We start from the raw sequence: 22,350 nt of genomic DNA on the forward strand, positions 1-22,350 counted from the left end.
CGGCGATGCGCGAGACCATCCGTTTCCTGCGTCGCGGCAAGCCTGTCGAACTGATCGACGTCGGTCCGACCGAGACCGTGCTCGACTACCTGCGCCTGCGCGAGGGCTCGACCGGCACCAAGGAAGGCTGCGGCGAGGGCGACTGCGGCGCCTGCACCGTCGCGCTCGGCCGGATCGTCGACGGCAGGCTGGTCTATCAGCCGGTCAACGCCTGCATCTTGCTGCTCGGCATGATCGACGGCGCGGAACTGGTCACGGTCGAGGATCTCGCCGCCGACGGCCGCCTGCATCCGGTCCAACTGGCGCTGCGCGACCTGCACGGCTCGCAATGCGGCTTCTGCACGTCGGGCTTCGTCATGAGCCTGTTCACGCTCTACCATGCGCACGGCAAGGAGAAGCGCCGCAAGACGGTCACCGACTGGCTTGCCGGCAACCTGTGCCGCTGCACCGGTTACCGGCCGATCGTCGACGCCGCGCTGGACAGCTGTTTCGATGCCGCCGACGACAGCTTCTCCTGGCGCGCGGCCGAAACCCGGGAGGCGCTGCGCCGGATCGTCGATTCGCGCGACGTCTTTATCGGTGACGGCGACGAATTCTTCGCTGCCCCGGCGAGCGTCGAGGGTCTGGGCGCGCTCTATGGCGAGCATCCGGACGCCACCCTGGTCGCCGGTGCTACCGACGTCGGCCTGTGGATTACCAAGGCACTGATGGACCTTCCAAAGGTTATCTGGCTCGGGCGGATCGCCGGCCTCGACCGGGTCGAGCAGAGTGCCGCCGGCGTCCTGATCGGGGCGACCGCCACCTTCGCCGCCACCGAGGCAGCCATGGCACGGCTCGCCCCCGACCTCGGCGAGCTGTGGCGCCGCATCGGCTCGAAGCAGGTGCGGGCGTCGGGCACAGTCGGCGGCAACATTGCCAACGGCTCGCCGATCGGCGACAGTCCGCCGGCCCTGATCGCGCTCGGCGCGACGCTGGAACTGCAGAAGGGCGACGCATCGCGGACCCTGGACCTGGAGCATTATTTCCTCGACTACGGTCGGCAGGACCGTGCGGCCGGCGAATTCGTCACCGGCCTGTTCGTGCCGACCCTCGACCCCAACCAGGTGTTCCGCTGCTACAAGGTATCCAAGCGCTTCGACCAGGACATCTCGGCGGTGATGGGCGCGTTCCGCTTCACGCTCGCCGACACCACCATCACGGAGGCGCGCATCGCCTTCGGCGGCATGGCGGCGACACCCAGGCGCGCTGCCGGTGCGGAGACCGCCCTGATCGGCGCCTCGCTCGACGATCCGAGCACCTGGGGACCGGCCATGCGGGCGCTGACCGCGGACTACAGGCCGATTTCCGACATGCGCGCCAGCGCCGATTACCGCATGGAGACCGCCCGTGCCCTGCTGGCCAAGGCCCTGATGGAGGCGAGCGGCGCACCGGAGCAGATCCGCCTGCGCCAGCCGGAAGGGAGTGTCGATGACCGCGCCGCTTGATCCGCACGCGGGTGCCGATCTGCGCCACGTGCGCAAGAGCCTGCCCCATGACAGCGCTGGCAAGCACGTCACCGGCACGGCGGTCTATATCGACGACATCCTGGAGCCCATCGGTACGCTGCATGTGGTTCCCGGTTGGGCGCGCGAGGCCGTGCGCGGGCGCATCCGCTCGATGGATTTCGATCCGGTTCGCGCCGCGCCCGGCGTTGTCGCGGTGCTGACGGCCGAAGACATTCCGGGCCACAACGACTGCTCGCCGTCGATCGGCGGGGATCCCGTGCTGGCCGATGGCGAGATCCTGTTCCACGGCCAGGTTGTGTTCGCCGTCATCGCCGAGACCCGCGCGGCCGCCCGCAAGGCGGCCCGCCTGGCGCGCATCGAGGTCGAGCCGCAGACGCCGATCGTTTCGGTCGAGGACGCCATCGCCGCCGACATCACCGTGCTGCCGGACTATCAGTTCCGCCGCGGCTCGCCCGAGACCGGCATGGCGACCGCCGAACGCTGTTTGTCCGGCGTGTTCCACATCGGCGGCCAGGAGCATTTCTACCTGGAAGGCCAGGCCGCGCTTGCGGTGCCCGGCGAGGACGGCGCCATGCTGGTGCATTCCTCCACGCAGCACCCGAGCGAGGTCCAGCACATCCTCGGCAAGGTGCTCGCGGTTCCCGACGCCGCCGTCACCGTCGAGGTCCGGCGCATGGGCGGCGGCTTCGGCGGCAAGGAGAGCCAGGCCAACCAGTGGGCCGCGCTCGCCGCCCTCGCGGCGCGGGCGACGAAGCGGCCGTGCAAGATCCGGCTCGACCGCGACGACGACATGATCATGACCGGCAAGCGCCACGACTTTCGGGTCGAATGGTCGGTCGGCCACAACGAGACCGGCCGCATCCGCGTCGTCGACATGGACCTGTTCGCGCGCTGCGGTTATTCGGCCGACCTGTCGCTCGGCGTCGTCGACCGCACCATGTTCCACGCCGACAGCAGCTATTTCTATCCGGACGCGGCGATCCGCTCGCGGCGGCTGCGCACCGACACCTGCTCCAACACCGCTTTCCGCGGCTTCGGCGGGCCCCAGGGCATGCTCGCCGCCGAGCGGATGATCGACGCCATCGCGATCTCGCTCGGCCTCGACCCGCTGGAAGTGCGCAAGCGCAACTTCTACGACGAGGCGCGCAACCTGACCCCCTACGGCATGCCGGTGGAGGAATGGCGCACGCTGCATGCGATCGTCGCACAACTGGAAAAGGATTCGACCTACTGGGACCGACGCGAGGCGGTGCGCGGCTACAACGCTCGCAATCACGTGCTCAAGAAGGGACTGGCGCTGACGCCCGTGAAATTCGGCATCTCCTTCACGCTCAAGCATCTGAACCAAGCCGGGGCACTGGTCCACCTCTACACCGACGGCTCGGTCCAGCTGAACCACGGCGGCACGGAGATGGGGCAGGGACTCTACCAGAAGGTGGCCCAGGTCGTCGCCGATGAACTCGGCGTCACGCTCGACAAGGTCCACATCACGGCGACCAATACGTCGAAGGTGCCCAACACCGGCCCGACGGCAGCCTCGTCCGGCACCGACCTGAACGCCATGGCGGCCCTCAACGCCGCGCGTACGATCAAGGACCGGCTGATCGCCTTCGCCGCGGAGCGCTACCAGTGCGATCCGAAGCAGATCGCCTTCCACGACAATCGGGTGCGCGTCGGCAGCCGCGAGGTGCCGCTTGCGGAGGTCGCGCGCGCCGCCCACCTGGCCCGCATCCACCTGTCGGATGCGGGTTTCTACGCCAGCCCGAAGATCACCTGGGACCGCGACAGCGCCAGCGGGCGGCCATTCCTCTATTTCGCTTATGGCGCAGCTTGCGCCGAGGTCACGGTCGACACCATGACCGGCGAGATGGTCGTGGACCGGGTCGACATCCTCCACGACGTCGGCAAGTCGCTCAATCCGGCCATCGACATCGGGCAGATCGAAGGCGGCTTCGTTCAGGGTATGGGCTGGCTGACCACCGAAGAGCTGGTCTGGGACGAGCACGGCCGGCTGCGCACCCATGCGCCGTCGACCTACAAGATCCCGACCGCTTCCGACGTGCCGGAGGATTTCCGCGTCGCGCTGTACGATTCTCCCGGCAATCCGGAAGAGACGATCTACCGCTCCAAGGCGGTCGGCGAGCCGCCCGTGATGCTGGCCAATGCCGTGTTCTGCGCCATCACCGATGCGCTCGCCAGCCTGCGTCCGGGACGACTGCCGCCGCTCGACGCGCCGGCCACGCCCGAGGCGATCATGCGCGCGGTGCACGCGATGAAGGCCCAGGAGGCGCCGGCATGACCCCCTGGTGCCGGATCCTGGAGGCGATCGGCGCGAGCGGGGCCTGCGCCCTGGTCACGGTCGCGTGCGTCCGCGGCTCGGCACCGCGCGAGCAGGGCGCGCGCATGCTGGTGCGTGCCGACGGCAGCGTCGCGGGCACCATCGGCGGTGGCACGCTGGAATACGAGGCGATCCGCTGGGCGCGAGAGGCCCTTGCCGCCGATCATCGGGGCCTCGTGAAGCGCAGCGTGTCGCTGGGTCCGGATCTCGGCCAGTGCTGCGGTGGCCAGGTCGGCCTCGCCATCGAGGTCCTCGGCAAGGAACAGCGGCAGGAGGCGGAGCGGTTCGCCGCGCTGGAACGACGCGGCGAGGCGTTCTCGACCCGCGCCCAGATCGAGCCCGGCCGTCCGCTGGTCCGCGACCTCGTCGCGCCAGCGGACGGCGCGCCGCCGTTCGTGCTGCAGGACGGCGTTGTCGTCGAACGGTTCGGAAGCGACCGGCGACCGCTCTACCTGTTCGGCGCCGGCCACGTTGGACGCGCCACGGTTCTGGCGCTTGCGCCGCTGCCCTTTTCCGTCACCTGGATCGACAGCCGTCCGGACCTGTTTCCGGCTGCCATGCCGGGCGACGTGCGCTGCGTTGTCCTCGATCGGCCGGCCGAGGCGCTCGCCGAGGCCCCGGTGGGCGCGTTCGTGCTCGTCATGACCCACAGCCATGCCCTCGACGAGGACATCGTCGCTGCTGCCCTCAGGGCCGGACGGTTCTCCTATGTCGGGCTGATCGGCAGCGCGACCAAGCGCGCGCGCTTCCTGTCCCGGCTCGCCAAGCGCGGCCTTGCCGGCAGCGCGACCGTGGCGCTCGTCTGCCCGATCGGCAGTGCCGGGGTGCGCTCCAAGCTGCCGGCCGCGATCGCCGCCTGCGTCGCCGTCGAACTGCTCGAGGCGGACGAGGCGGCGAGGGCGAAAGGCCATCGGGATCGGGTTCTTGCGCGAAGCGCAAGGGTCGGTCCATAAGGCGGCCAGCAGGGGGCGAGCGCGGTGAACCACGAGACATCGGTACAGGAGGACGGACAACGGCGGGCCGGGCGACGGGCCGGTGGCGACGTGCTGATCGAGGCGCGCGGCCTGACCAAGCGCTTCGGCGACATCCTCGCCAACGACCGCATCGATCTCGTCATCAACAAGGGCGAGATCCATGCCCTGCTCGGCGAAAACGGCGCCGGCAAATCGACCCTGGTCAAGACTCTCTACGGCGCCCTGGAACCGGACTCCGGCACCATCCTGTGGCAGGGCCGGCCGGTCTTGGTGCGCAACCCGGCTGCGGCGCGCACGCTCGGCATCGGCATGGTGTTCCAGCATTTCTCCCTGTTCGAGGCACTCAGCGTGGCGGAGAACATTGCGCTCGCCCTGCCCAAGCCCGGCGCCATGGCGGCGCTCGCCCGCCGGATCGAATCGGTCTCACGCGACTACGGCCTGCCGCTCGATCCCCGGGCGATCGTCGCGGACCTGCCGGTCGGCATCCGCCAGCGCATCGAGATCGTCCGCTGCCTGCTGCAGGAGCCGCAGCTGATCATCATGGACGAGCCGACGTCGGTGCTGACGCCGCAGGAGGCCGACGACCTGTTCCGCACCCTTGCACGCCTCGCCGCGGAGGGCTGCGCCGTGCTCTACATCAGCCACCGGCTGGAGGAGGTCCAGCGCATCTGCCACCACGCCACGATCCTGCGCCACGGCAAAGTGGTCGCCGAATGCGATCCGACCCTGGAGACCGCCGCCTCGCTGGCGCGGATGATGGTCGGCGCCGACATAGCCCATGTCTCCGCCGCCTCGGGACCGGCGGCCGATGCGCCGGTGCGGCTGGCGGCGGTCGAGCTCGACTTGCCCTCGGCCTCGCCCTTCGCCGTGCCACTGAGCGGGGTTTCGCTCGACGTGCGGGCCGGCGAGGTGGTCGCCATCGCGGGCGTTGCCGGCAACGGCCAGGGCGAACTGTTCGACGCCCTGTCCGGCGAGAGGCCTGTCGCGGCGGACATGGTGGTTCTCGACGGGGTGCCCTGCGGTGCGGAGGGCGTGTCCGTGCGGCGCCGGCGGGGCGCTGCCTTCGTGCCCGAGGAGCGCCTCGGCCACGGCGCCGTGCCTGGCTTCCGCCTGTCCAGCAACATCCTGCTCACCCGCCATGCCACCGATCCCGACCTGGTCGCTGCCGGCTTCGTCGCATTTTCACGGGCGCGCGCGCTGGAACAGCGCATCAAGCAGGTCTACGACGTGCGCATGTCCCACGACGACCCGGAGGCGCGCGCGCTGTCGGGCGGCAACCTGCAGAAATTCGTGGTCGGCCGGGAGTTGCACCGCAATCCCGGCGTGCTCGTCGTCAACCAGCCGACCTGGGGCGTCGACGCGGGGGCGGCCGCGCTGATCCGCCAGGCGCTGGTGGACATGGCGCGCCGGGGTGCCGCGGTTCTGGTCATCAGCCAGGATCTCGACGAGATCTACGAGATCGCCGACCGTATCGCGGTCATCTCGCGCGGGCTGCTGTCGCCGCCCGAGCCGGTGGCTGCGATGACGCGCGAGCGCATCGGCCTGCTGATGGCCGGGGGCGCCGAAACCGCCGGAGGGGGGCACTGATGCGGCTTGAACTCGTCAAGCGGGCCGAGCACAGCGCCCTGATGGCCGGACTGTCGCCGGTCGTCGCGGTGATGCTGACCATGTTCGCCGGCGGCATCCTGTTCGCGGCGGCCGGCCACGATCCGCTGCTCGCCCTCTACAAGTTCTTCATCGAGCCGCTGACCGACACCTGGTCGCTGCAGGAACTGGTGGTCAAGGCGACGCCGCTGGTGCTGATCGCCTGCGGCTTGTCGGTCTGCTACCTGTCCAACACCTGGAACATCGGCGCCGAAGGCCAGTTCGTCGCCGGCGCAATCCTCGGCTCGGTGCTGCCGGTCATGGTTCCCGGCTTCCAGTCCTGGCTGACGCTGCCGCTGATGCTGCTGATGGGCGCGCTTGGCGGCGCGCTCTACGCGCTGGTTCCGGCGCTGCTGAAGACCCGCTTCAACACCAACGAGATCCTGAGCAGCCTGATGCTGGTCTATGTCGCGGGACTCGCCCTCGATTATCTCGTCCGCGGCCCCTGGCGCGATCCGGGCGGCTACAACTTCCCCGAGTCGCGGATGTTCTCCGCCGCCGCGACGATGCCCGTGCTCGGCGACGGCCGCATGAGCGTGTCGGCGCTGGTTGCCGTCGCCGTCGTCGTCGCCCTCGCGGTGCTGCTGTCGCGCACGATCAAGGGTTTCGAGATCCGCGTCATCGGCGAAAGCCCGCGCGCCGGCAGCTTCGCCGGCTTCTCGGCGCGGCGCATGACCGTGTTCGCCTTCGCGCTTTCGGGCGCGCTGGCCGGGCTCGCAGGCATCATGGAGGTGTCGGGCTCGATCGGGCAGCTGCTGCCGACGATCTCGCCAGGCTACGGCTTCACGGCGATCATCGTCGCCTTCCTCGGCCGGCTCAATCCGCTGGCCATCCTCGTCGCCGGCCTGGTACTCGCCCTGTCCTACCTCGGCGGCGAAGCGGTACAGGCGTCGATGGGCATGTCCGACAAGATCGCCGACGTCATGCAGGGCATGCTGCTGTTCTTCGTGCTCGCCTGCGACACGCTGATCCTCTACCGCATCCGCCTGGTGCGCGGTCCTGCGGCAAGCGGGGAGGAGCGCCGTGCTTGAAGCCATCCTGCTCACCGTCATCACCGCCGCGACGCCGCTTCTCATCGCCGCGCTCGGCGAACTCGTGGTCGAACGCTCGGGCGTGCTCAACCTCGGCGTCGAAGGCATGATGATCATGGGCGCCGTCACGGGCTTCGCCATCGCCAACGTCACCGGTTCCGGCTCCCTCGGCGTCCTTGCCGCGATCGGTGCCGGCATGGCCATGTCTGCGCTGTTCGGCTTCCTGGTCATCTCGCTGGTCACCAACCAGGTCGCCACCGGCCTTGCCCTGACGCTGCTCGGCCTCGGCCTGTCGGGGCTGATCGGCGAGGGCTTCATCGGCGTTCCCGGCCAGCGCCTGCCCAGGCTCGAGGTGCCGGGCCTCAGCGACCTGCCGTTCGTCGGTCCGGTGCTGTTCGGCCAGGATGCCGTTGTCTATCTCGCGCTCGCGCTGGTCATTCTGGTCGCCTTCGTGCTGTTCCGCACCCGCGTCGGGCTGGTGCTGCGCGCCGTCGGCGACAACCATGCCTCGGCGCATGCGCTCGGCTACTCGGTACAGAAGGTCCGCTATCTGGCGGTGCTTTTCGGCGGCGGCTGCGCTGGCCTGGCCGGGGCCTATATGTCGCTCGCCTACACACCGCAATGGGTCGAGAACATGACCGCCGGTCGCGGCTGGATCGCACTTGCGCTGGTCGTCTTTGCGTCCTGGCTGCCGTGGCGGGTCGTCGCCGGTGCCTATCTGTTCGGCGCGGTAACCGTGCTCACCTTCCATGCCCAGGCCCTCGGCATCGGCGTGCCCTCGCAACTGCTGTCAAGCCTGCCCTATCTTGCCACCATCGTCGTCCTGGTTCTGATTTCCTCCAACCGGCGCCTGACGCTGGTCAATACCCCGGCTTGCCTCGGCAAGCCGTTCGTACCCGATCGCTGACCGGCTCGTCAGCCGCCGGGACCGAGACGGTCCGGCCCCGGTGAAGATCCTCTCACGACCGTATCGACAACCGATTGTTCCAGGGGAAGTGTCGACATGAAAACCATCCTGAAAACCACCGTCGTGGCGATCGCCTTCGCCGTTTCCGCCTCCGCCGCTTCGGCTGCGGACCTGAAGGCCTGCTTCATCTACGTCGGTCCGGTCGGCGACTTCGGCTGGTCCTACCAGCACGACCAGGGCCGCAAAGCGGTCGAGGCGCATTTCGGCGACAAGGTCGAGACCGCCTACCTGGAGAGCGTGCCGGAGGGACCGGACGCAGAGCGCGCCATCGAGCGCTTCGCGCGCGAGGGCTGCGGCATCATCTTCACCACCTCGTTCGGCTACATGAACCCGACGCTCAAGGTGGCCCAGAAGTATCCGGACGTGAAGTTCGAGCACGCCACCGGCTACAAGACCGCCGACAACGTCGCCACCTACAATTCCAAGTTCCACCAGGGCCGCTACATCATCGGCCAGATCGCCGCCAGGATGTCGAAGACCGGCACCGCCGGTTACATCGGTTCGTTCCCGATCCCGGAGGTCGTCTCCGGCATCAATGCCTTCCTGCTCGGCGCGCAGACCGTCAACCCCGACTTCAAGGTCAAGATCATCTGGGTCAACTCCTGGTTCGACCCGGCAAAGGAAGCCGACGCGGCCAAGGCGCTGATCGACCAGGGCGCCGACATCATTTCCCAGCACACCGATTCCACCGCGCCGCTGCAGGTTGCCGAAGAACGCGGGGTGAAAGGCTTCGGACAGGCCTCCGACATGATCGCCTTCGCGCCCAACGCGCAACTGACCTCGATCGTCGACGAGTGGGGACCCTACTACATTCACCGCGTCCAGGCCGTGCTCGACGGCACCTGGAAGAGCGAGCAGACCTGGGACGGCCTGAAGGAAGGCCATGTGGTGATGGCGCCCTACACCAACCTGCCGGACGATGTCGTCGCCATGGCCAGGGAGACCGAGGCCAAGATCGTCGCCGGCTTCGAGCCCTTCACCGGCCCGATCACCAAGCAGGACGGCAGCGAGGCGGCCGCTGCGGGCGTGGCGCTCGACGACGGCGAGATCCTCGGCATGAACTGGTACGTCAAGGGCATCGACGACAAGCTGCCCCAGTAAGCGGGCCCTTCGCTCACCGGCATCCGGGCGTCCGCCCGGATGCCGCATCCAGTTCCTCCCGACGGACACATCCCTGATGACGATGACTTTCGCCGCCGACTGGCTGAACCTGCTGCTCCGCTGGGCACATCTGGTGGTCGGGATCGGCTGGATCGGCACATCCTTCTATTTCATCGCCCTCGACCTGTCGCTGAAGAAGCGCGAGCAGATGCGCGAGGGGGTGGCCGGAACCGCCTGGGAGGTGCACGGCGGCGGCTTCTACCACGTCGAGAAATACCTGGTCGCCCCGGCGCATCTGCCGAGTGACCTGATCTGGTACAAGTGGGAGGCCTATCTCACGTGGGTCACCGGTTTCGGCCTGCTGATCGTGCAGTATTACTTCAATGCATCGGTCTACCTCATTGATCCATCGATCTACATGATGTCGCCGATGATGGCGGTCGGGATTTCGGTCGCCTCGCTCGCCATCGGCTGGCTGGTCTATGACGGCTTGTGCCGCTCGCCGCTCGGGACCAACACGCCGCTGCTCGCGCTGTGCGTCTTCGCTCTGATTCTGCTGGCGACCTGGCTGTTCACCCATGTCTATTCCGGCCGCGGCGCGCTGATCCATGTCGGCGCCTTCATAGGCACGATCATGGCGGTCAACGTGTTCGGCGTGATCATCCCGAACCAGAAGAAGATCGCCGCCAGCCTGATGGCTGGCGAAAAGCCCGACCCGAAACTCGGCGCCATGGGCAAGCAGCGCTCGGTCCACAACAACTACCTGACGCTGCCGGTCCTGCTGATGATGGTGTCCAACCACTACCCGATGCTGACCGGCCATCCGCAGTCCTGGCTGCTGGTCGCCCTGGTGCTGGTCATCGGCGCCAGCGTGCGCCACTTCCTCAACCGGCACGACGCCGGCGATCCGCTGAGCCGGTTCTGGTGGTCGCTGCCGGTCGCCGGCCTCGGCCTGGCCGCCGCCGTGGTGATGACCGCGCCGAAGGACTTCAGCGGCGCGGCCGCGGTCGCCGACGCCGAGGTCTTGGCCCTGTCGCAGGCCCATTGCGTCATGTGCCACGCCGCGCGCCCGGCGCACGAGGGTTTCGACGAGGCGCCGAAGGAAGTCCGTCTGGAAACCATCGAGGATCTGAGGCGCTATGCGGATCTGATCATGGCCCAGGCGGTCCAGTCCGATGCCATGCCGCTCGGCAACGAGACCGGCATGACCGAGGCCGAGCGGGCGACGCTCGGTGCCTGGATCGTGCAGCAGGTGCGGATGGCGCGATGACGACGATCGGCGAGATCAATCGTTGGGGCCGGGACCGGTTCGTCGCCGCGTTCGGCGACGTCGCCGAACACTCTCCCTGGGTGGCCGAAAGGACCTTCGATGCGGCGCCGTTCGCCGACCGCGAGGCGCTGATCGCGGCGTTCGAGGCGGCCATGCGCGCCGCTCCGAAGGACACGCAACTCGCGCTGATCCGCGCCCATCCGGACTTGGCCGGCAAGGCCGCGATCGCCGGCGACCTGGCCGAGGACTCCCGGAAGGAGCAGGCCGGCGCCGGCCTTGACCGGCTAACGGTGGAGGAATTCGCCCGCTTCACGCGGCTGAACGACGCCTATAGGGCGCGCTTCGGCTTTCCCTTCATCTTCGCTGTCAAGGGCGCGGACAAGCACATGATCCTCGATGCCTTCGAGCGGAGGATCGGAAACGCCGGCGCCGCGGAGTTCGAGACCGCGCTGGCCCAGATCGCCCGCATTTTCCGCTTCCGCCTGGAGGACCGGGTGCGTGCGGATCCTGCGTCGGAGGCCGGCCGATGACCGCCGTCTCCGTCCGGGCGCTCGGCGGGGAGGCCGCGGCGATGATCGAGGCGCTGGCGGCGTTCACCGCAGTGCCCGGCAAGGTGACCCGCCTGTTCCTGACCCCCGAGCATCGCGCCGCTGCGGACGCCGTCGCCGGCTGGATGCGCGAGGCGGGTCTGGAGGTCCGCGAGGATGCCATGGGCACGGTACGCGGCACGCTGCCGCCACAGACCGCGGGCGGCGGCAACCGCCGTCTGCTGATCGGGTCCCACATCGACACGGTCGTCGACGCCGGCCGGTACGACGGCACCCTCGGCGTCGTCTGCGCCATCCTGGCCGCCCGCGAGATACGCCGGCGCGGTCTGGCGACGCCTTTCGCCATCGAGATCCTCGCGTTCGGCGACGAGGAGGGGGTGAGGTTTCCCAAGACGCTGCTGTCTTCGGCTGCCGTCGCCGGCAGCCTCGATGCGCAGGCGCTCGAGGTGCGCGACGCGGCGGGCATAAGCATTGCCGACGCCCTGCGCGCTTTCGGCGGCAATCCGGACGGCATCGGCGCTTGTGCACTCAGCCCGGGCGAGGTCGCCGGCTATCTGGAGGTCCATATCGAGCAGGGACCGGTGCTCGAAAGCCGCGGCCTGCCGCTCGGCGTCGTCACCTCGATCGCCGGCGCGAGCCGGTTCAACGTCACGGTGCGCGGCGAGGCGGGCCATGCCGGCACGGTACCGATGGAGTTGCGCCACGACGCGCTCGCCGCTGCCGCCGAATTCATCCAGGCGGTCGAGACGATCGCGCGGGCGGACGCGGCCGACAGCTTGGTCGCCACCGTCGGGCGGATCGAGGCCCGACCCGGCGCGGTCAACGTCATCCCCGGCGAGGTGCACATGACCCTCGACATCCGCGCCGCGGCCGACGCGCCGCGGCTGGAGGCGATCGCGGCACTGCGCGAGGAGGCGCGCCGGATCGGCGCCCGCCGCGGCTGCGTCTTCGCCCTGGAGCAGTATCACGACGTCGGCACGCGCCCGTGTGCGCCCCACCTGCAGGACACTGCTGCCGCCGCGTTGCAGGAGCTCGGCCTCGAGCCGCTCCGGCTGATGTCGGGCGCCGGCCACGACGGCCAGGCGATGGCGGCGCTGTGCGACATCGGCATGATGTTCGTCCGCTGCCGGGGTGGAATCAGCCACAATCCCTTGGAAAGCGTCTCCGACGCGGATATGGGCCTTGCCGTGGAAGCGCTGGTGCGCTGGATAGAGCATCTGGCCAGCTACGAGAGGACGGAGAGATGAAAGCCGAGATCGACGCCCTTTGGGACGAAGAGGTCGCGTTCCTGAAGGCGCTGGTGCGCGTGCCGAGCGACAACCCGCCGGGCGATACGGCGCCGCATGCCGAGGCGGCGGCGCGGCTGCTCGAAGCCATGGGCTTCGCCGTCGCCCGACACCCGGTGCCGGAGCCGTTCGTAAAGCAGAACGGCATGAAGAGCGTGGTCAACCTGATCGTCCGGCAGACCTTCGGCGAGGGCACCGGCCCGGTGATCGCGCTCAACGCCCACGGCGACGTGGTGCCTCCGGGTGACGGCTGGACCACCGATCCCTACGGCGCCGAGGAGCGCAGCGGGGCTATCTACGGCCGCGGCGTCGCCGTGTCCAAGTCGGACTTCGCCACCTATGCCTTCGCCCTGCGCGCGCTGATGGCCGATCCGGACGACCTCAACGGCACGGTCGAACTGCACCTGACCTATGACGAGGAGGCAGGCGGTTTCGTCGGCCCCAAGTGGCTGCTCGAACAGGACCTGACCAGGCCGGACTACGCCATATCGGCTGGCTTCTCCTATGCCATCACCACAGCCCACAACGGCTGCCTGCATCTGGAAGTGGTCGTGCGCGGCCGCCAGGCCCATGCCGCGATGCCCGAGACCGGGATCGACGCGCTGGAAGCGGCGACGACGATCCTGGCCGCGCTCTACGAAGAACGGCACCGCCTGAACGCGGTGAAGAGCGCGCAACCCGGCATCGACAGCGCCAAGCTGACCGTCGGTCTTATCTCGGGCGGCATCAACACCAACGTGGTGCCCGACCGTGTGACGCTCAGGATCGACCGCAGGCTGATCCCCGAGGAGAACGGCGAGGCGGTCGAGGCGGAACTGATCCGGCTGATCGAGGCTGCGGCACCGAAACACATCCCGGCCGAGGTCGAATGCCGGCGCATCATGCTGGCCGAGCCGCTGCGGCCGGTCGAGGGCGTCGACAGGCTGGTCGCAGCGATCCAGGCGCATGCGCCCGGCATCCTCGGGGTGGCCGAGGTCAAGGCAACCGGCGTGCCGCTCTACACTGACGCGCGGCACTATTCCGAAGCCGGCATTCCGACCATCCTCTACGGCGCCGGGCCGCGCTCGATCCTGGAGGCCAACGCCCATGGCGCCGACGAGCACCTGCGCCTGTCGGACCTGAGAGCCGCAACCGAGATCGTTGCGCTCACGCTGCGCGACCTGCTGCGCGCCTGAGCCGCGCCATCCGCAACGGCGGAGGGGACTGCAGGCCGGCTATCGCTGCCAGATCAGCGGATAGGCGGTCGGATCGTCCTCGACGCCGTTGCAGTCGTCCTTCTCGCGCAGTTCGACCAGTTCCCAGTCGATGCTTTCTCCCTCGCCGCGGACGAGTTCGTAGCGGGCATAGCGGCCGCAATCGCCGAGGCCGCGTCCGAGGGCAAAGGAGGTGAGGGTGGAGGTGGCGATGTCGACCTCCGGATTGACAATCTCGACCTCCTCGGCCGGATCGCTGGAGGGGGAACCGGGAAAGACCATCAGCGCGGCGTTCAGATCGCCGTCGAGCATGACCGCCTGGACGTGGACGTGCGACGCCTGGTAGGCGGCCAGATAGCAGGGCAGCTGCCAGATTGACCAATCGTCGTTGATGGTGAACCGGACGGCCCCCAGCATCTCGACGGTGGTCTCCAGCATGCAGTCGGGGCCGTCCTGCGCCGCCTCGCGCACCCGCTCGGGGATCTGCTCGAGGGTTGAGACCTCGGTCCGCGCGACGATCCGGACGAGGCGGTCGTCGCCCGCGCCCGCAGTGCCCGCGACCGTCGACACGAGCAGGCCGAGCGCTGCCGCGATGGAATTCCGTGTGATCGACGCCATGCCCAACCTCTTCCTTCGGCCAACCAGCCTAGCCGTGCGCCTTGGTCCCCGCCAGCGGAACTTGCCTTGGGGCACGGGCCTCAGAGGCGCTCGAAACGGCCGTCGAGGAACTCCTCCTTCGGGCGCGCCCAGATCGTGCCGTCCGTGCCCTGGTAGAGGAACGCGTCGGCGCCGGTCGCCTCGATCCGGCATTGCCCGATGATGGTGTAGGTGCCCCCGGTCTTCCTGTGGCGCCAGCGGCTGGCGCGCAGCGACGGATCCAGCCCATCGCGGGCCGCCATCGTGTCGCCTCCGCCGGCGGACGGTATCTCGGCCTGATCCATGCTGCGCCTCCAACGTTCGGACGGTCTGTTTTCCCTTCTAGACCGACCGGCCGGGTCCGCGCAAACCCTCCGCTTGGGCCGACGGATCGCTCAGCGGCGGTCAGCGGAAGGCGAGCGGCACGGTGAACGGCCAGCTGTCGCGATTCGACCCGGCCGGGATCGGGGGGAAGGGCGCGGCGCGGTGGACGGTCTGCAGCGCGGCCTCGTCCAGTTCCGCCGAACCGGAACTGCGCACGATGCGGACCTGCTGCGCGGCGCCGGAGCGGGTGACGACGAAGCCGACCAGCGCCTCGCCGGTGATCCGCTTGCGCTTGGCGCTGGCCGGGTAGCGCAGCGCCCGGCGCAGCTTGCCGGCAACCTTGCCGGGGTAGTTGGAAATCTCGGCGTTGCCCTCGGCGTTGCTCGCGCCCCGCGCGGTCGCGCCGCCCTGCTGCACGGTCTGCTGCGCCTGTCCGCCGGCACCGGGCGCAGGCCGACTTGGCTTGCGCTCGTGCGCCGCGGTCTCGGCCTTGCGGGTGGGGCGGGCCGGCTTTTCCGGCCGGGATTCGACCGGCCTCTCGGGCGCCTTCGCCGCGACGGTCTGCCGCGGGCGTTCGGGCCGGGCCGTCGGGACGGGCACGGCTTCGGCGGCCGAAACCTGGGCCGAAACCTGGGCCGGTACCAGGGTCGCCTCGACCGGCCTGACCGCGGTCGGGACCGGTTCGGCAACGGCGACCTGTTCGGGGCGTGCCGCCTCGACGGCCTCGACCTTGCCGGCGTCGGCGCGTGCCGCCACGGGCATCTGACCCGCTTCGCTCAGGACCAGATCGGACGGCTGGACCGGCGCCGGCTGTGCCGGAGCGACAGGCTCGACCGGCGCGGCGTGAACGGGCGCCGCCTGAAGGGGCGGGGTCTCGACAGGACGCAGCGTCTCGATCGGGTCCACCGCCTCGACGGCATCGGTGACCTCCGGCTCGACCGCCTCCTGGGGCGGCGTGTCGGTCGCAGCCCCGGCGGTCAACGTGCTGAGGAAGGCTTCGCCGAGCGTCGCCGCCGGCGTGAGGCTGCCGCCGGCGATCTGGACCTCATCGCGCCCGGACAGCGACAGCGCCGCAGCCGCCATGTGAATGGCAAGAGACGCGCCGATGGCGATGCCCCAGTGCCACGGACGCGGGGTCATTGCTGTGGCCTCCGCGTCACCACCTCGACCCGGGCGGCGCCGGTCGCGTGCAGCGCGTCGACCAGGTCGATCAGCTTGATGGCGGGCAGGTTCTGGTCGGCCCCGAGCCGGACAGGTGTCTCCGCGCCGCCAGCATGGTCGGCGATGTAGTCCTGCGGGCTGATCGGCGCACCGCGATAGACGAGACTGCCGTCGGCGCGGGCGAACAGGGCGTCGGGCGGGGGCAGGGGCTCCGCCTCGCTCGACGTCACCAGGTCGACTTCGGGATCGGCCGGCGGCGCCAACTGGCCGGCGATCAGGAAGAAGATCAGCATCAGGAACACAATGTTGATCAGGGAAATCGTCGTCTCCGTCTTCCGGCCCTGGGGGCCGCGGCGCAGCGTCTTCATGGCCTGTCCGTCTCTTCTGGCTAGCGGGCGACCGTCACGGTGAACCCGGCGCTGCGGCGCAGGGTCTCCAGGGCCTCGACCAGCATCTGCGCGGTGGCGTCCTCGCGGGCAACCACCAGCACCGACTTGGCGCCTTTGGCCTCGAGCCCGGACATGATCTGCGGCGCATCGTCCGCTGCGGCGGCGATGCCGTTGATGCGCCAGCCGGAACCATCCAGGAAGACCAGGATGTCGGGTGCCGCTCCGCCCGCGCCGCCCTTGCTCGCCGCGCCGATTTCGACCGCGCCGAAGCGGGTGAAGGTCGACGACAGCATGAAGAACAGCAGCAGCAGGAAGATCACGTCGATCAACGACGTCAGCGACAGCCGCCTTGCGCGTGGTGCCGGACTGTCAATGCGCATGGCCGGCCAGGGCGTAGGCGGGCACGGGGGCCGGTCCCGCCGCATAGGCGCCGGCGGTGTCCTCGCCGGCATTGCCCGGCAGGGTGACCAGGACCTCGGCGGCAAGGGTTTCGATGGCGACCCGCTCGCATTCTATCCGCGATTCGAAGAAAGTCAGCACGATGGACACCGGCATGGCGACGGCGAGGCCTGCGGCGGTGGTCAGCAGCGCCACCCAGATGCCGCCGGCGAGCGCCGACGGGTCGACGGAATTGCCCGCGCTCTGGAGTTCCTGGAAGGCCGCGATCATGCCGAGCACGGTGCCGAACAGACCAAGCAGGGGTGCCAGCTGGCCGATCGCGTCGAGCGCCTTCAGGCCGCCCTGCAGGCTGTGCAGCCGTATGACGGCGAGACGGCCGATCTCGTCCTCGATGTCGCTCCGGGAGACGGATCCGACCAGCCTCAAGCGCATCGCGGTGGCAACGGCCTCCTCGGCCGCACTGACGGGCGCCTCGATCGATCCCAGCGCTTCGCGACGCCGACCGGCGCGCCACAGGGCGGCAGCGGAGGCGGCGCGGCCCGTTCGGCCGGTGCGGGTGCGGGCAAACTGCACCAGCTTCAGCAGCACCAGCGCCAGGGCCAGGACCGATATCACCGCGATCAGGGCAACCACAGGGCCGCCGAGAGCCAGCAGGGAAACCACGGGATCGAGAAGGCTCGGGGCGTCCATTGCGCACTCCTATTGCATGAAGGGGACGGCGGTGCGGCTGGCGGTCTCCAGCGACACCGTGCAGGCCGGGGGGGCGGCCGAAGCACCGCCGCAGCCGGCGGCGCCGTTGACCAGGATCGAGCCGATCGCCTCGCAGGCGAGGCCGGCGAGCTGGAACTGGCGGACGACCGTCTTGCCCGCCGGCAGGCTGCCGAAGTCGAACACGGTCATCTGGTCGACGAGCCCGTCGCTGTTGAACAGCACGAATTCGTAGGCGGCCTTGTCCAGCGCCTCGGCGCTGCGGTTGAGGGCGACGAAGGTGAGCAGACAGCCGCCGTCCGTGGCGGCTGTCCGGTTCAGTTCGAGAGCGAGACCGCGCGCCGGCTCCTCGGCACGCGCCCATCCGGCGGACAGGGCGGTAACCGTCAGCATCGCGGCTGCGACCAGTTCGAGCTTGCGCACGGCCCGCATCGTCACCACCCGAACTTCTTGGCGAGCGACAGCTTGAACGTCCGGCCCTTGCCGTCGTCGCCGGCCAGGTTGTCGCGGTAGCGCTTGTCGAAGATGTTCTCAACCGAGGCGCGCAGCTCCAGGCCCTTGAACTGGCCCTCGTCCAGCTTCCAGTTGACGAAGGCGTCGTGGACCGCGTAGCCGGCGAACGGCCCGGTGGTTGCGCCGGTGTCGATCGAGCTGGCGAACAGCGCCCGCCAGCCGAAATCGACGCCGTAGTCCGGCAGGCGTCCGCCGAGCGTGACAGCAACCTTGTCCGATGGGATCGAGGTCAGGTCCTGGCCGGTCGTCTCGTTCTCGCCGCGCACCGAGGTGTAGGCGAGGTTGGCGAAGACGTAGCGCGACTCGTAGGCCGCCTCGACCTCGACGCCATAGATGTGGGCCCTGTGGACGTTAACGAAATAGGGCACCGGTCGGGCCTGGCCCTGATTCTGGCCGGAGGCGATCAGGTCGGTCAGGTCGTTGTAGAAGGCCGTCGTCTTCAGTTGGATGCTGTCGGCGTCCTGCAGGACGTCATTGTGGGAAATGGCGAAGCCAGCCTCAAAGTTGTTCGACTTTTCCTTCTTCAGGTTCGGGTTGAACGTCCTGCCGCCCGGATAGGTTGCCGTCGCCGCGGAGGCGGAGAACATCTCGTCCAGCGTCGGCAGGCGTTCGGTATGGGCGATCGAGCCGAACACCGAGAAGCTGTCGGTGAACTTGTACATCGCCGCGATCTTTGGCGAGAAGGCGATGTCGTTGCTGCTGTTGGCGCCCGGGACGCTCGCGTCCGGCGCCAGGCTGACGAAATCGACGCGGGCGCCGGGGATGATGGTCAGGCGTTCGTTCCAGATGAACTCGTCCTGGACGAAGAAGCCGACCTTGGTGTCCGTGCCTTCCGGATGGAAATCGACATAGCCCGCAGTGGTGCTGCCGATGCGCTGCTGGTGGCTGACCTGCGACCCGACGGTCAGGTAGTTCTGGAACGTGTCGCTGCTCATCTCGAACGTGTTCTGCGCCTTGGCCTGCCAGGTCCGGTAGGCGTAGTCGGAATCCAGGAACAGCGGCGAGGTCGAGAACCGGCGCATCGAGGCGTTGTCCTGGTGCACCGACGTGTCGGAGAATGATAGGTTCAGCTTGAAGTCGAGGAGCGGATTGCCCGATGCCGGGTTCTCGTAGGCGAACACCACGGTCTGGTCGGTGATCTCGCGGTCGATCGTGCCGAAGGCGAAGGTGCCGGTCTGCGAGTATTCGGTGTCGTCGGCATCGCTTTGCCAGCGTTCGTAGGACAGGCGCACCGTCTGCTCGTTGTCCTCGCCGAAGCGGTGGGTGACCTTGGCCAGGCCCGACAGCGCCTCGAAGGCCGACCCGGCAATGACCGTGCCGTTGCCGGTCTTGTAGTCGTCGGCGCGGCGGAAGTTGCCGCTCAGCAGCGCCTCGGTCTGCGGCGACAGCCTGACCGCGACGATGCCGGAGGCGAGCACGCCATCCTTGTTGGAATCGTACATGCTCTTCAGGCGTACCGCGACGGTTTCGCCCTCGTCGAGGAAGTCGCTGGCGTCCTTGGTCGTGAAGTTGATGACGCCGCCGAGGGCGCCCGCGCCGTAGAGGGTGGACGAGGCCGGTCCGCGCAGCACCTCGACCTGCTTGTACAGTTCGGGATCGGAAAAGAACGATCCCATGCGGTACTGCTCGAAGAACTTCACCGCGCCGTCGACGCTGACGATGATCTTCGATTCGTCCGGGGCGCCCAGTTCGCCGATGCCGCGGATGTTGAACGACTGGCCGCCGACACGATCCGAGCCGACCATCGTTACGCCCGGAGTCTGGCGGAAGATGTCGGCGATGGTGGTCGCCTGGGCGCTGTCGATCTCTTCCTGGTCGATGACCGTCACCGCCTGCGGCGTGTCGATCGCCACCTTCTCGACGCCGGCACCGACAACGATGCGCTGCAGCGCGGTGGTGGCGACCCGCGTCGCCGATGTCTCTTCATCCTCGGCACGTGCCGCCTGGGATAATGCCAGAATTCCGAGTGCGACGCCGCTCATCAACGCGGCCGCATTCCTGTGCGCCAGCCCCATGCTCTTCATCCTTTCACGGTGGTTCGCTGGCTGGCGCGCGCTTGCTTGCGGAACACGAATTGTCTGATTAACCTGAGTATCTGTATCAGGTATTGCGTTGGATACGAAATATGAATTATTGAGTCAACAATCGATCGGCATCGCGCCGGTCGGCTGCCGAGACGGCGGCCGGCCGGAAGGCGGCGCCGGTCGGGTTTCCCTCCGGTGGAGGGCGCTGACCGGGTCATGCGCACGACAGAGCGTTCCCGCCAGGTTCAACCCCAGCTTCAGGACGGTTGGCTGGCCCAGCAGCGATGGCTCGCGGCACCGTTCCCTGCGAAGGGATCGGGCTGCGCGACGCAGCGACAGACTTGGGACCATATAGCGACATGACAGCCGACAGCAGACCCACCCCCAACGCCATCCGCCGTGCCCGGGCCGATCATCCCGAACGGCGCGAGCGCGACCTCGCGCGCGACCTCGGCATTTCCGAGGCCGAACTGGTCGCCGCCTTCTGCGGCAAGGGCGTCACCCGTGTCACGCCCTCGATGAGCGCCATCTGCTCGGCAATGGCGCCGGTCGGCGAGGTCATGATCCTGACCCGCAACGACAGCGCCGTGCACGAGAAGATCGGCGTATTCGAGAAGTTCGTCGACGGCAGCCGGGCAGGGCTCATGCTCGGCGCCAACATCGACACCCGGATGTTCCCCGGCGAATGGGTGCACGGCTTTGCGGTCGAGAAGCAGACCGAACACGGTCCGCGCCGCAGCCTGCAGATCTTCGACCGCCATGGCGACGCCGTGTTCAAGATCCATCTGCGTCCGGCCTCCAACCTCGACGCCTGGAACGCCCTGATCGGCAGCCTGACGGTCGAGGACCAGACCGCGGGTCTGGTCGAGGCGCCGAAGCCGGCCGAACGCACGGCCCGTCAGCCGCTCGATCCGTCCAAGCAGGCGCCGCTGCGCGAGCGCTGGGGCGCCATGAACGATCCGCACCAGTTCTTCGGCATCCTGCGCGATCTCGACCTGCCGCGGCTGAACGCGCTGGAGCTTGCCGGCGACGACTACGCCTGGCGGCTCGACGGCGACGCGGTGCTGGCGATGATGCGCCATGCGGCCGCCGAACAGATCCCGATCATGTGCTTCGTCGGCAACCGCGGCTGCATCCAGATCCATTCCGGCCCGATCGCGGCGCTGAAGGAGATGGGGCCGTGGATGAACGTCCTCGACCCGACCTTCCATCTGCACCTGCGCATGGACCACATCAAGGACGTGTGGGCCGTGCGCAAGGGCGCCGACAAGGGCCACGTCACCTCGGTCGAGGCCTTCGACGGCGACGGCAACCACATCATCCAGTTCTTCGGCGTGCGCGGGGAGGGCAACCACGAGCGCGCCGACTGGCGCTCGCTGGTCGAGAAGCTGCCGCGCATGACTGAGCTCCAGGCAGTCTGACGGCGGAGCGGTTCCATGACATGCACCCTTCTCTTCTCCGCTCTCGACAGGGTCCGCCGCAAGGCGGCGGTTGTCGCCCTGTCCGCCCTGCTCGCTGGAGCGCCGGCGGCGCTGGCCGAGTCGGCCGACCTGTCGGAGGCCGGTCGCATCGTCGCTCTCGGCGGTTCGCTGACGGAGATCGTCTATGCCCTTGGCGAGCAGGACCGTCTGGTCGCCCGCGACAGCACCAGCACCTATCCGCCCGAGGCGGTCTCCCTTCCGGACGCCGGCTACTTCCGCGCCCTGTCGCCGGAGGGCGTGCTGTCGGTCGGGCCCGACGCCATCCTGTCGCTCGAAGGCAGCGGTCCGCCGGAGACCATCGGCCTGCTCAGGCAGGCCGGCCTGCCGATCGTGTTCGTGCCCGAGGCGTTTACGGCCGAGGGCATCCTCGCCAAGGTGCGTGCCGTCGGCGCGGCGCTCGGCGTGGTGGACAAGGCGGAGGCGCTCGCAGCCGCACTCGAAGCCGATCTCACGGCAACGGCCGAGGCCGTCCGGGGGCACCCGGAGCGCCCGCGCGTGCTGTTCGTTCTGTCGATGAACGGCGGTCGCGTACTGGCCTCCGGTTCGGGGACCGCCGCCGACGGCATGATCGCGCTCGCCGGCGCCGTCAACGCGGTCACCGGTTTCGAGGGCTACAAGCAGCTCACCGACGAGGCGATCACCGAGGCGCGGCCCGACGTCATCCTGATGATGGACCGCGGCGGCGAGCACGACGCCAGCGTCGATCAGCTGTTCGCCCATCCGGCGATCGCGCTCACCCCGGCCGGGCAGAACCGGCGCGTGGTGCGCATGGACGGGCTCTACCTGCTCGGCTTCGGCCCGCGTACGGCAGCGGCGGCGCGCGATCTCGCCCGCGCCCTGGCCAGCGACAGCTAGGCG

At 68.9% G+C, this 22,350-nt stretch carries 21 protein-coding genes; 13 read left to right on the forward strand and 8 right to left on the reverse strand.

Translation table 11 applies throughout. The features are described 5' to 3' along the window. Nucleotides 1-5 precede the first annotated feature (5 nt). From xdhA to SL003B_RS11415, 11 genes are all read left to right on the forward strand, one after another. Nucleotides 6-1,484 carry a xanthine dehydrogenase small subunit gene (gene xdhA, locus SL003B_RS11365; RefSeq protein ID WP_013652991.1) on the forward strand — a complete coding sequence of 493 codons (1,479 nt, stop codon included), beginning with the start codon at nt 6-8 and terminating at the stop codon, nt 1,482-1,484. Further along, nucleotides 1,468-3,804, forward strand: a complete 2,337-nt coding sequence (gene xdhB, locus SL003B_RS11370) for a xanthine dehydrogenase molybdopterin binding subunit (RefSeq protein WP_013652992.1) — start codon at nt 1,468-1,470, stop codon at nt 3,802-3,804. Before xdhA ends, xdhB begins: the two co-directional genes overlap by 17 nt. Beyond that, on the forward strand, nt 3,801-4,796 hold the full coding sequence (xdhC, locus tag SL003B_RS11375) for a xanthine dehydrogenase accessory protein XdhC (RefSeq protein ID WP_013652993.1): 996 nt from the start codon (nt 3,801-3,803) through the stop codon (nt 4,794-4,796). The genes xdhB and xdhC overlap by 4 nt, the downstream gene beginning before the upstream one ends. Before the next feature lie 24 nt (nt 4,797-4,820). Beyond that, a complete protein-coding gene (locus SL003B_RS11380) occupies nt 4,821-6,404 on the forward strand; it encodes an ABC transporter ATP-binding protein (RefSeq protein WP_013652994.1) in 1,584 nt (527 codons plus the stop codon). Further along, complete coding sequence (locus tag SL003B_RS11385; RefSeq protein ID WP_013652995.1) at nt 6,404-7,492, forward strand: ABC transporter permease; 1,089 nt, start codon at nt 6,404-6,406, stop codon at nt 7,490-7,492. Before SL003B_RS11380 ends, SL003B_RS11385 begins: the two co-directional genes overlap by 1 nt. Next, nucleotides 7,485-8,399, forward strand: coding sequence for an ABC transporter permease (locus tag SL003B_RS11390; protein WP_013652996.1), 915 nt, complete (start codon nt 7,485-7,487; stop codon nt 8,397-8,399). Before SL003B_RS11385 ends, SL003B_RS11390 begins: the two co-directional genes overlap by 8 nt. Nucleotides 8,400-8,495: 96 nt before the next feature. After that, nucleotides 8,496-9,560, forward strand: coding sequence for a BMP family ABC transporter substrate-binding protein (locus SL003B_RS11395; RefSeq protein ID WP_013652997.1), 1,065 nt, complete (start codon nt 8,496-8,498; stop codon nt 9,558-9,560). A 76-nt stretch (nt 9,561-9,636) separates the two neighbouring features. Continuing rightward, nucleotides 9,637-10,830, forward strand: coding sequence for a urate hydroxylase PuuD (locus SL003B_RS11400; protein ID WP_013652998.1), 1,194 nt, complete (start codon nt 9,637-9,639; stop codon nt 10,828-10,830). After that, nucleotides 10,827-11,360, forward strand: a complete 534-nt coding sequence (gene uraD, locus SL003B_RS11405; protein WP_013652999.1) for a 2-oxo-4-hydroxy-4-carboxy-5-ureidoimidazoline decarboxylase — start codon at nt 10,827-10,829, stop codon at nt 11,358-11,360. The genes SL003B_RS11400 and uraD overlap by 4 nt, the downstream gene beginning before the upstream one ends. Next, on the forward strand, nt 11,357-12,625 hold the full coding sequence (locus tag SL003B_RS11410) for an allantoate amidohydrolase (RefSeq protein WP_013653000.1): 1,269 nt from the start codon (nt 11,357-11,359) through the stop codon (nt 12,623-12,625). Before uraD ends, SL003B_RS11410 begins: the two co-directional genes overlap by 4 nt. Then, complete coding sequence (locus SL003B_RS11415) at nt 12,622-13,839, forward strand: M20/M25/M40 family metallo-hydrolase (RefSeq protein ID WP_013653001.1); 1,218 nt, start codon at nt 12,622-12,624, stop codon at nt 13,837-13,839. Before SL003B_RS11410 ends, SL003B_RS11415 begins: the two co-directional genes overlap by 4 nt. Before the next feature lie 39 nt (nt 13,840-13,878). Here SL003B_RS11415 and SL003B_RS22325 read toward each other — a convergent pair whose 3' ends face one another. From SL003B_RS22325 to SL003B_RS11455, 8 genes are all read right to left on the reverse strand, one after another. Further along, nucleotides 13,879-14,475, reverse strand: a complete 597-nt coding sequence (locus SL003B_RS22325) for a DUF1176 domain-containing protein (protein WP_013653002.1) — start codon at nt 14,473-14,475, stop codon at nt 13,879-13,881. Nucleotides 14,476-14,555: 80 nt separating this feature from the next. Beyond that, nucleotides 14,556-14,798: a DUF1653 domain-containing protein gene (locus SL003B_RS11425; protein WP_013653003.1), complete on the reverse strand. Its 243-nt coding sequence runs from the start codon at nt 14,796-14,798 to the stop codon at nt 14,556-14,558. A 100-nt stretch (nt 14,799-14,898) separates the two neighbouring features. Continuing rightward, nucleotides 14,899-15,957 (reverse strand): energy transducer TonB, encoded by a 1,059-nt coding sequence (locus SL003B_RS22330; protein WP_013653004.1) that lies wholly within the window; start codon nt 15,955-15,957, stop codon nt 14,899-14,901. Beyond that, nucleotides 15,954-16,346, reverse strand: a complete 393-nt coding sequence (locus SL003B_RS11435; RefSeq protein WP_013653005.1) for an ExbD/TolR family protein — start codon at nt 16,344-16,346, stop codon at nt 15,954-15,956. Before SL003B_RS11435 ends, SL003B_RS22330 begins: the two co-directional genes overlap by 4 nt. Nucleotides 16,347-16,366: 20 nt before the next feature. Further along, nucleotides 16,367-16,747, reverse strand: a complete 381-nt coding sequence (locus SL003B_RS11440) for a biopolymer transporter ExbD (protein WP_013653006.1) — start codon at nt 16,745-16,747, stop codon at nt 16,367-16,369. After that, nucleotides 16,737-17,456 carry a MotA/TolQ/ExbB proton channel family protein gene (locus SL003B_RS11445; RefSeq protein WP_013653007.1) on the reverse strand — a complete coding sequence of 240 codons (720 nt, stop codon included), beginning with the start codon at nt 17,454-17,456 and terminating at the stop codon, nt 16,737-16,739. The genes SL003B_RS11440 and SL003B_RS11445 overlap by 11 nt, the downstream gene beginning before the upstream one ends. A gap of 9 nt (nt 17,457-17,465) precedes the next feature. Next, on the reverse strand, nt 17,466-17,906 hold the full coding sequence (locus SL003B_RS11450) for a hypothetical protein (RefSeq protein WP_041375505.1): 441 nt from the start codon (nt 17,904-17,906) through the stop codon (nt 17,466-17,468). A gap of 2 nt (nt 17,907-17,908) precedes the next feature. After that, nucleotides 17,909-20,002, reverse strand: coding sequence for a TonB-dependent hemoglobin/transferrin/lactoferrin family receptor (locus SL003B_RS11455; protein ID WP_013653009.1), 2,094 nt, complete (start codon nt 20,000-20,002; stop codon nt 17,909-17,911). Between the two features lie 368 nt (nt 20,003-20,370). Here SL003B_RS11455 and SL003B_RS11460 point away from each other — a divergent pair, with 368 nt between their 5' ends. Both SL003B_RS11460 and SL003B_RS11465 read left to right on the forward strand, forming a co-directional pair. After that, nucleotides 20,371-21,432, forward strand: coding sequence for a hemin-degrading factor (locus SL003B_RS11460; protein WP_013653010.1), 1,062 nt, complete (start codon nt 20,371-20,373; stop codon nt 21,430-21,432). 15 nt (nt 21,433-21,447) lie between these two features. Further along, entirely contained in the window at nt 21,448-22,347 is a 900-nt protein-coding gene (locus SL003B_RS11465; RefSeq protein WP_013653011.1) for a heme/hemin ABC transporter substrate-binding protein, read from the forward strand. The last annotated feature ends 3 nt before the right edge of the window (nt 22,348-22,350 follow it).

Origin of the sequence: Polymorphum gilvum SL003B-26A1, assembly GCF_000192745.1 — a bacterium.
GTDB classification, from domain to species: domain Bacteria; phylum Pseudomonadota; class Alphaproteobacteria; order Rhizobiales; family Stappiaceae; genus Polymorphum; species Polymorphum gilvum.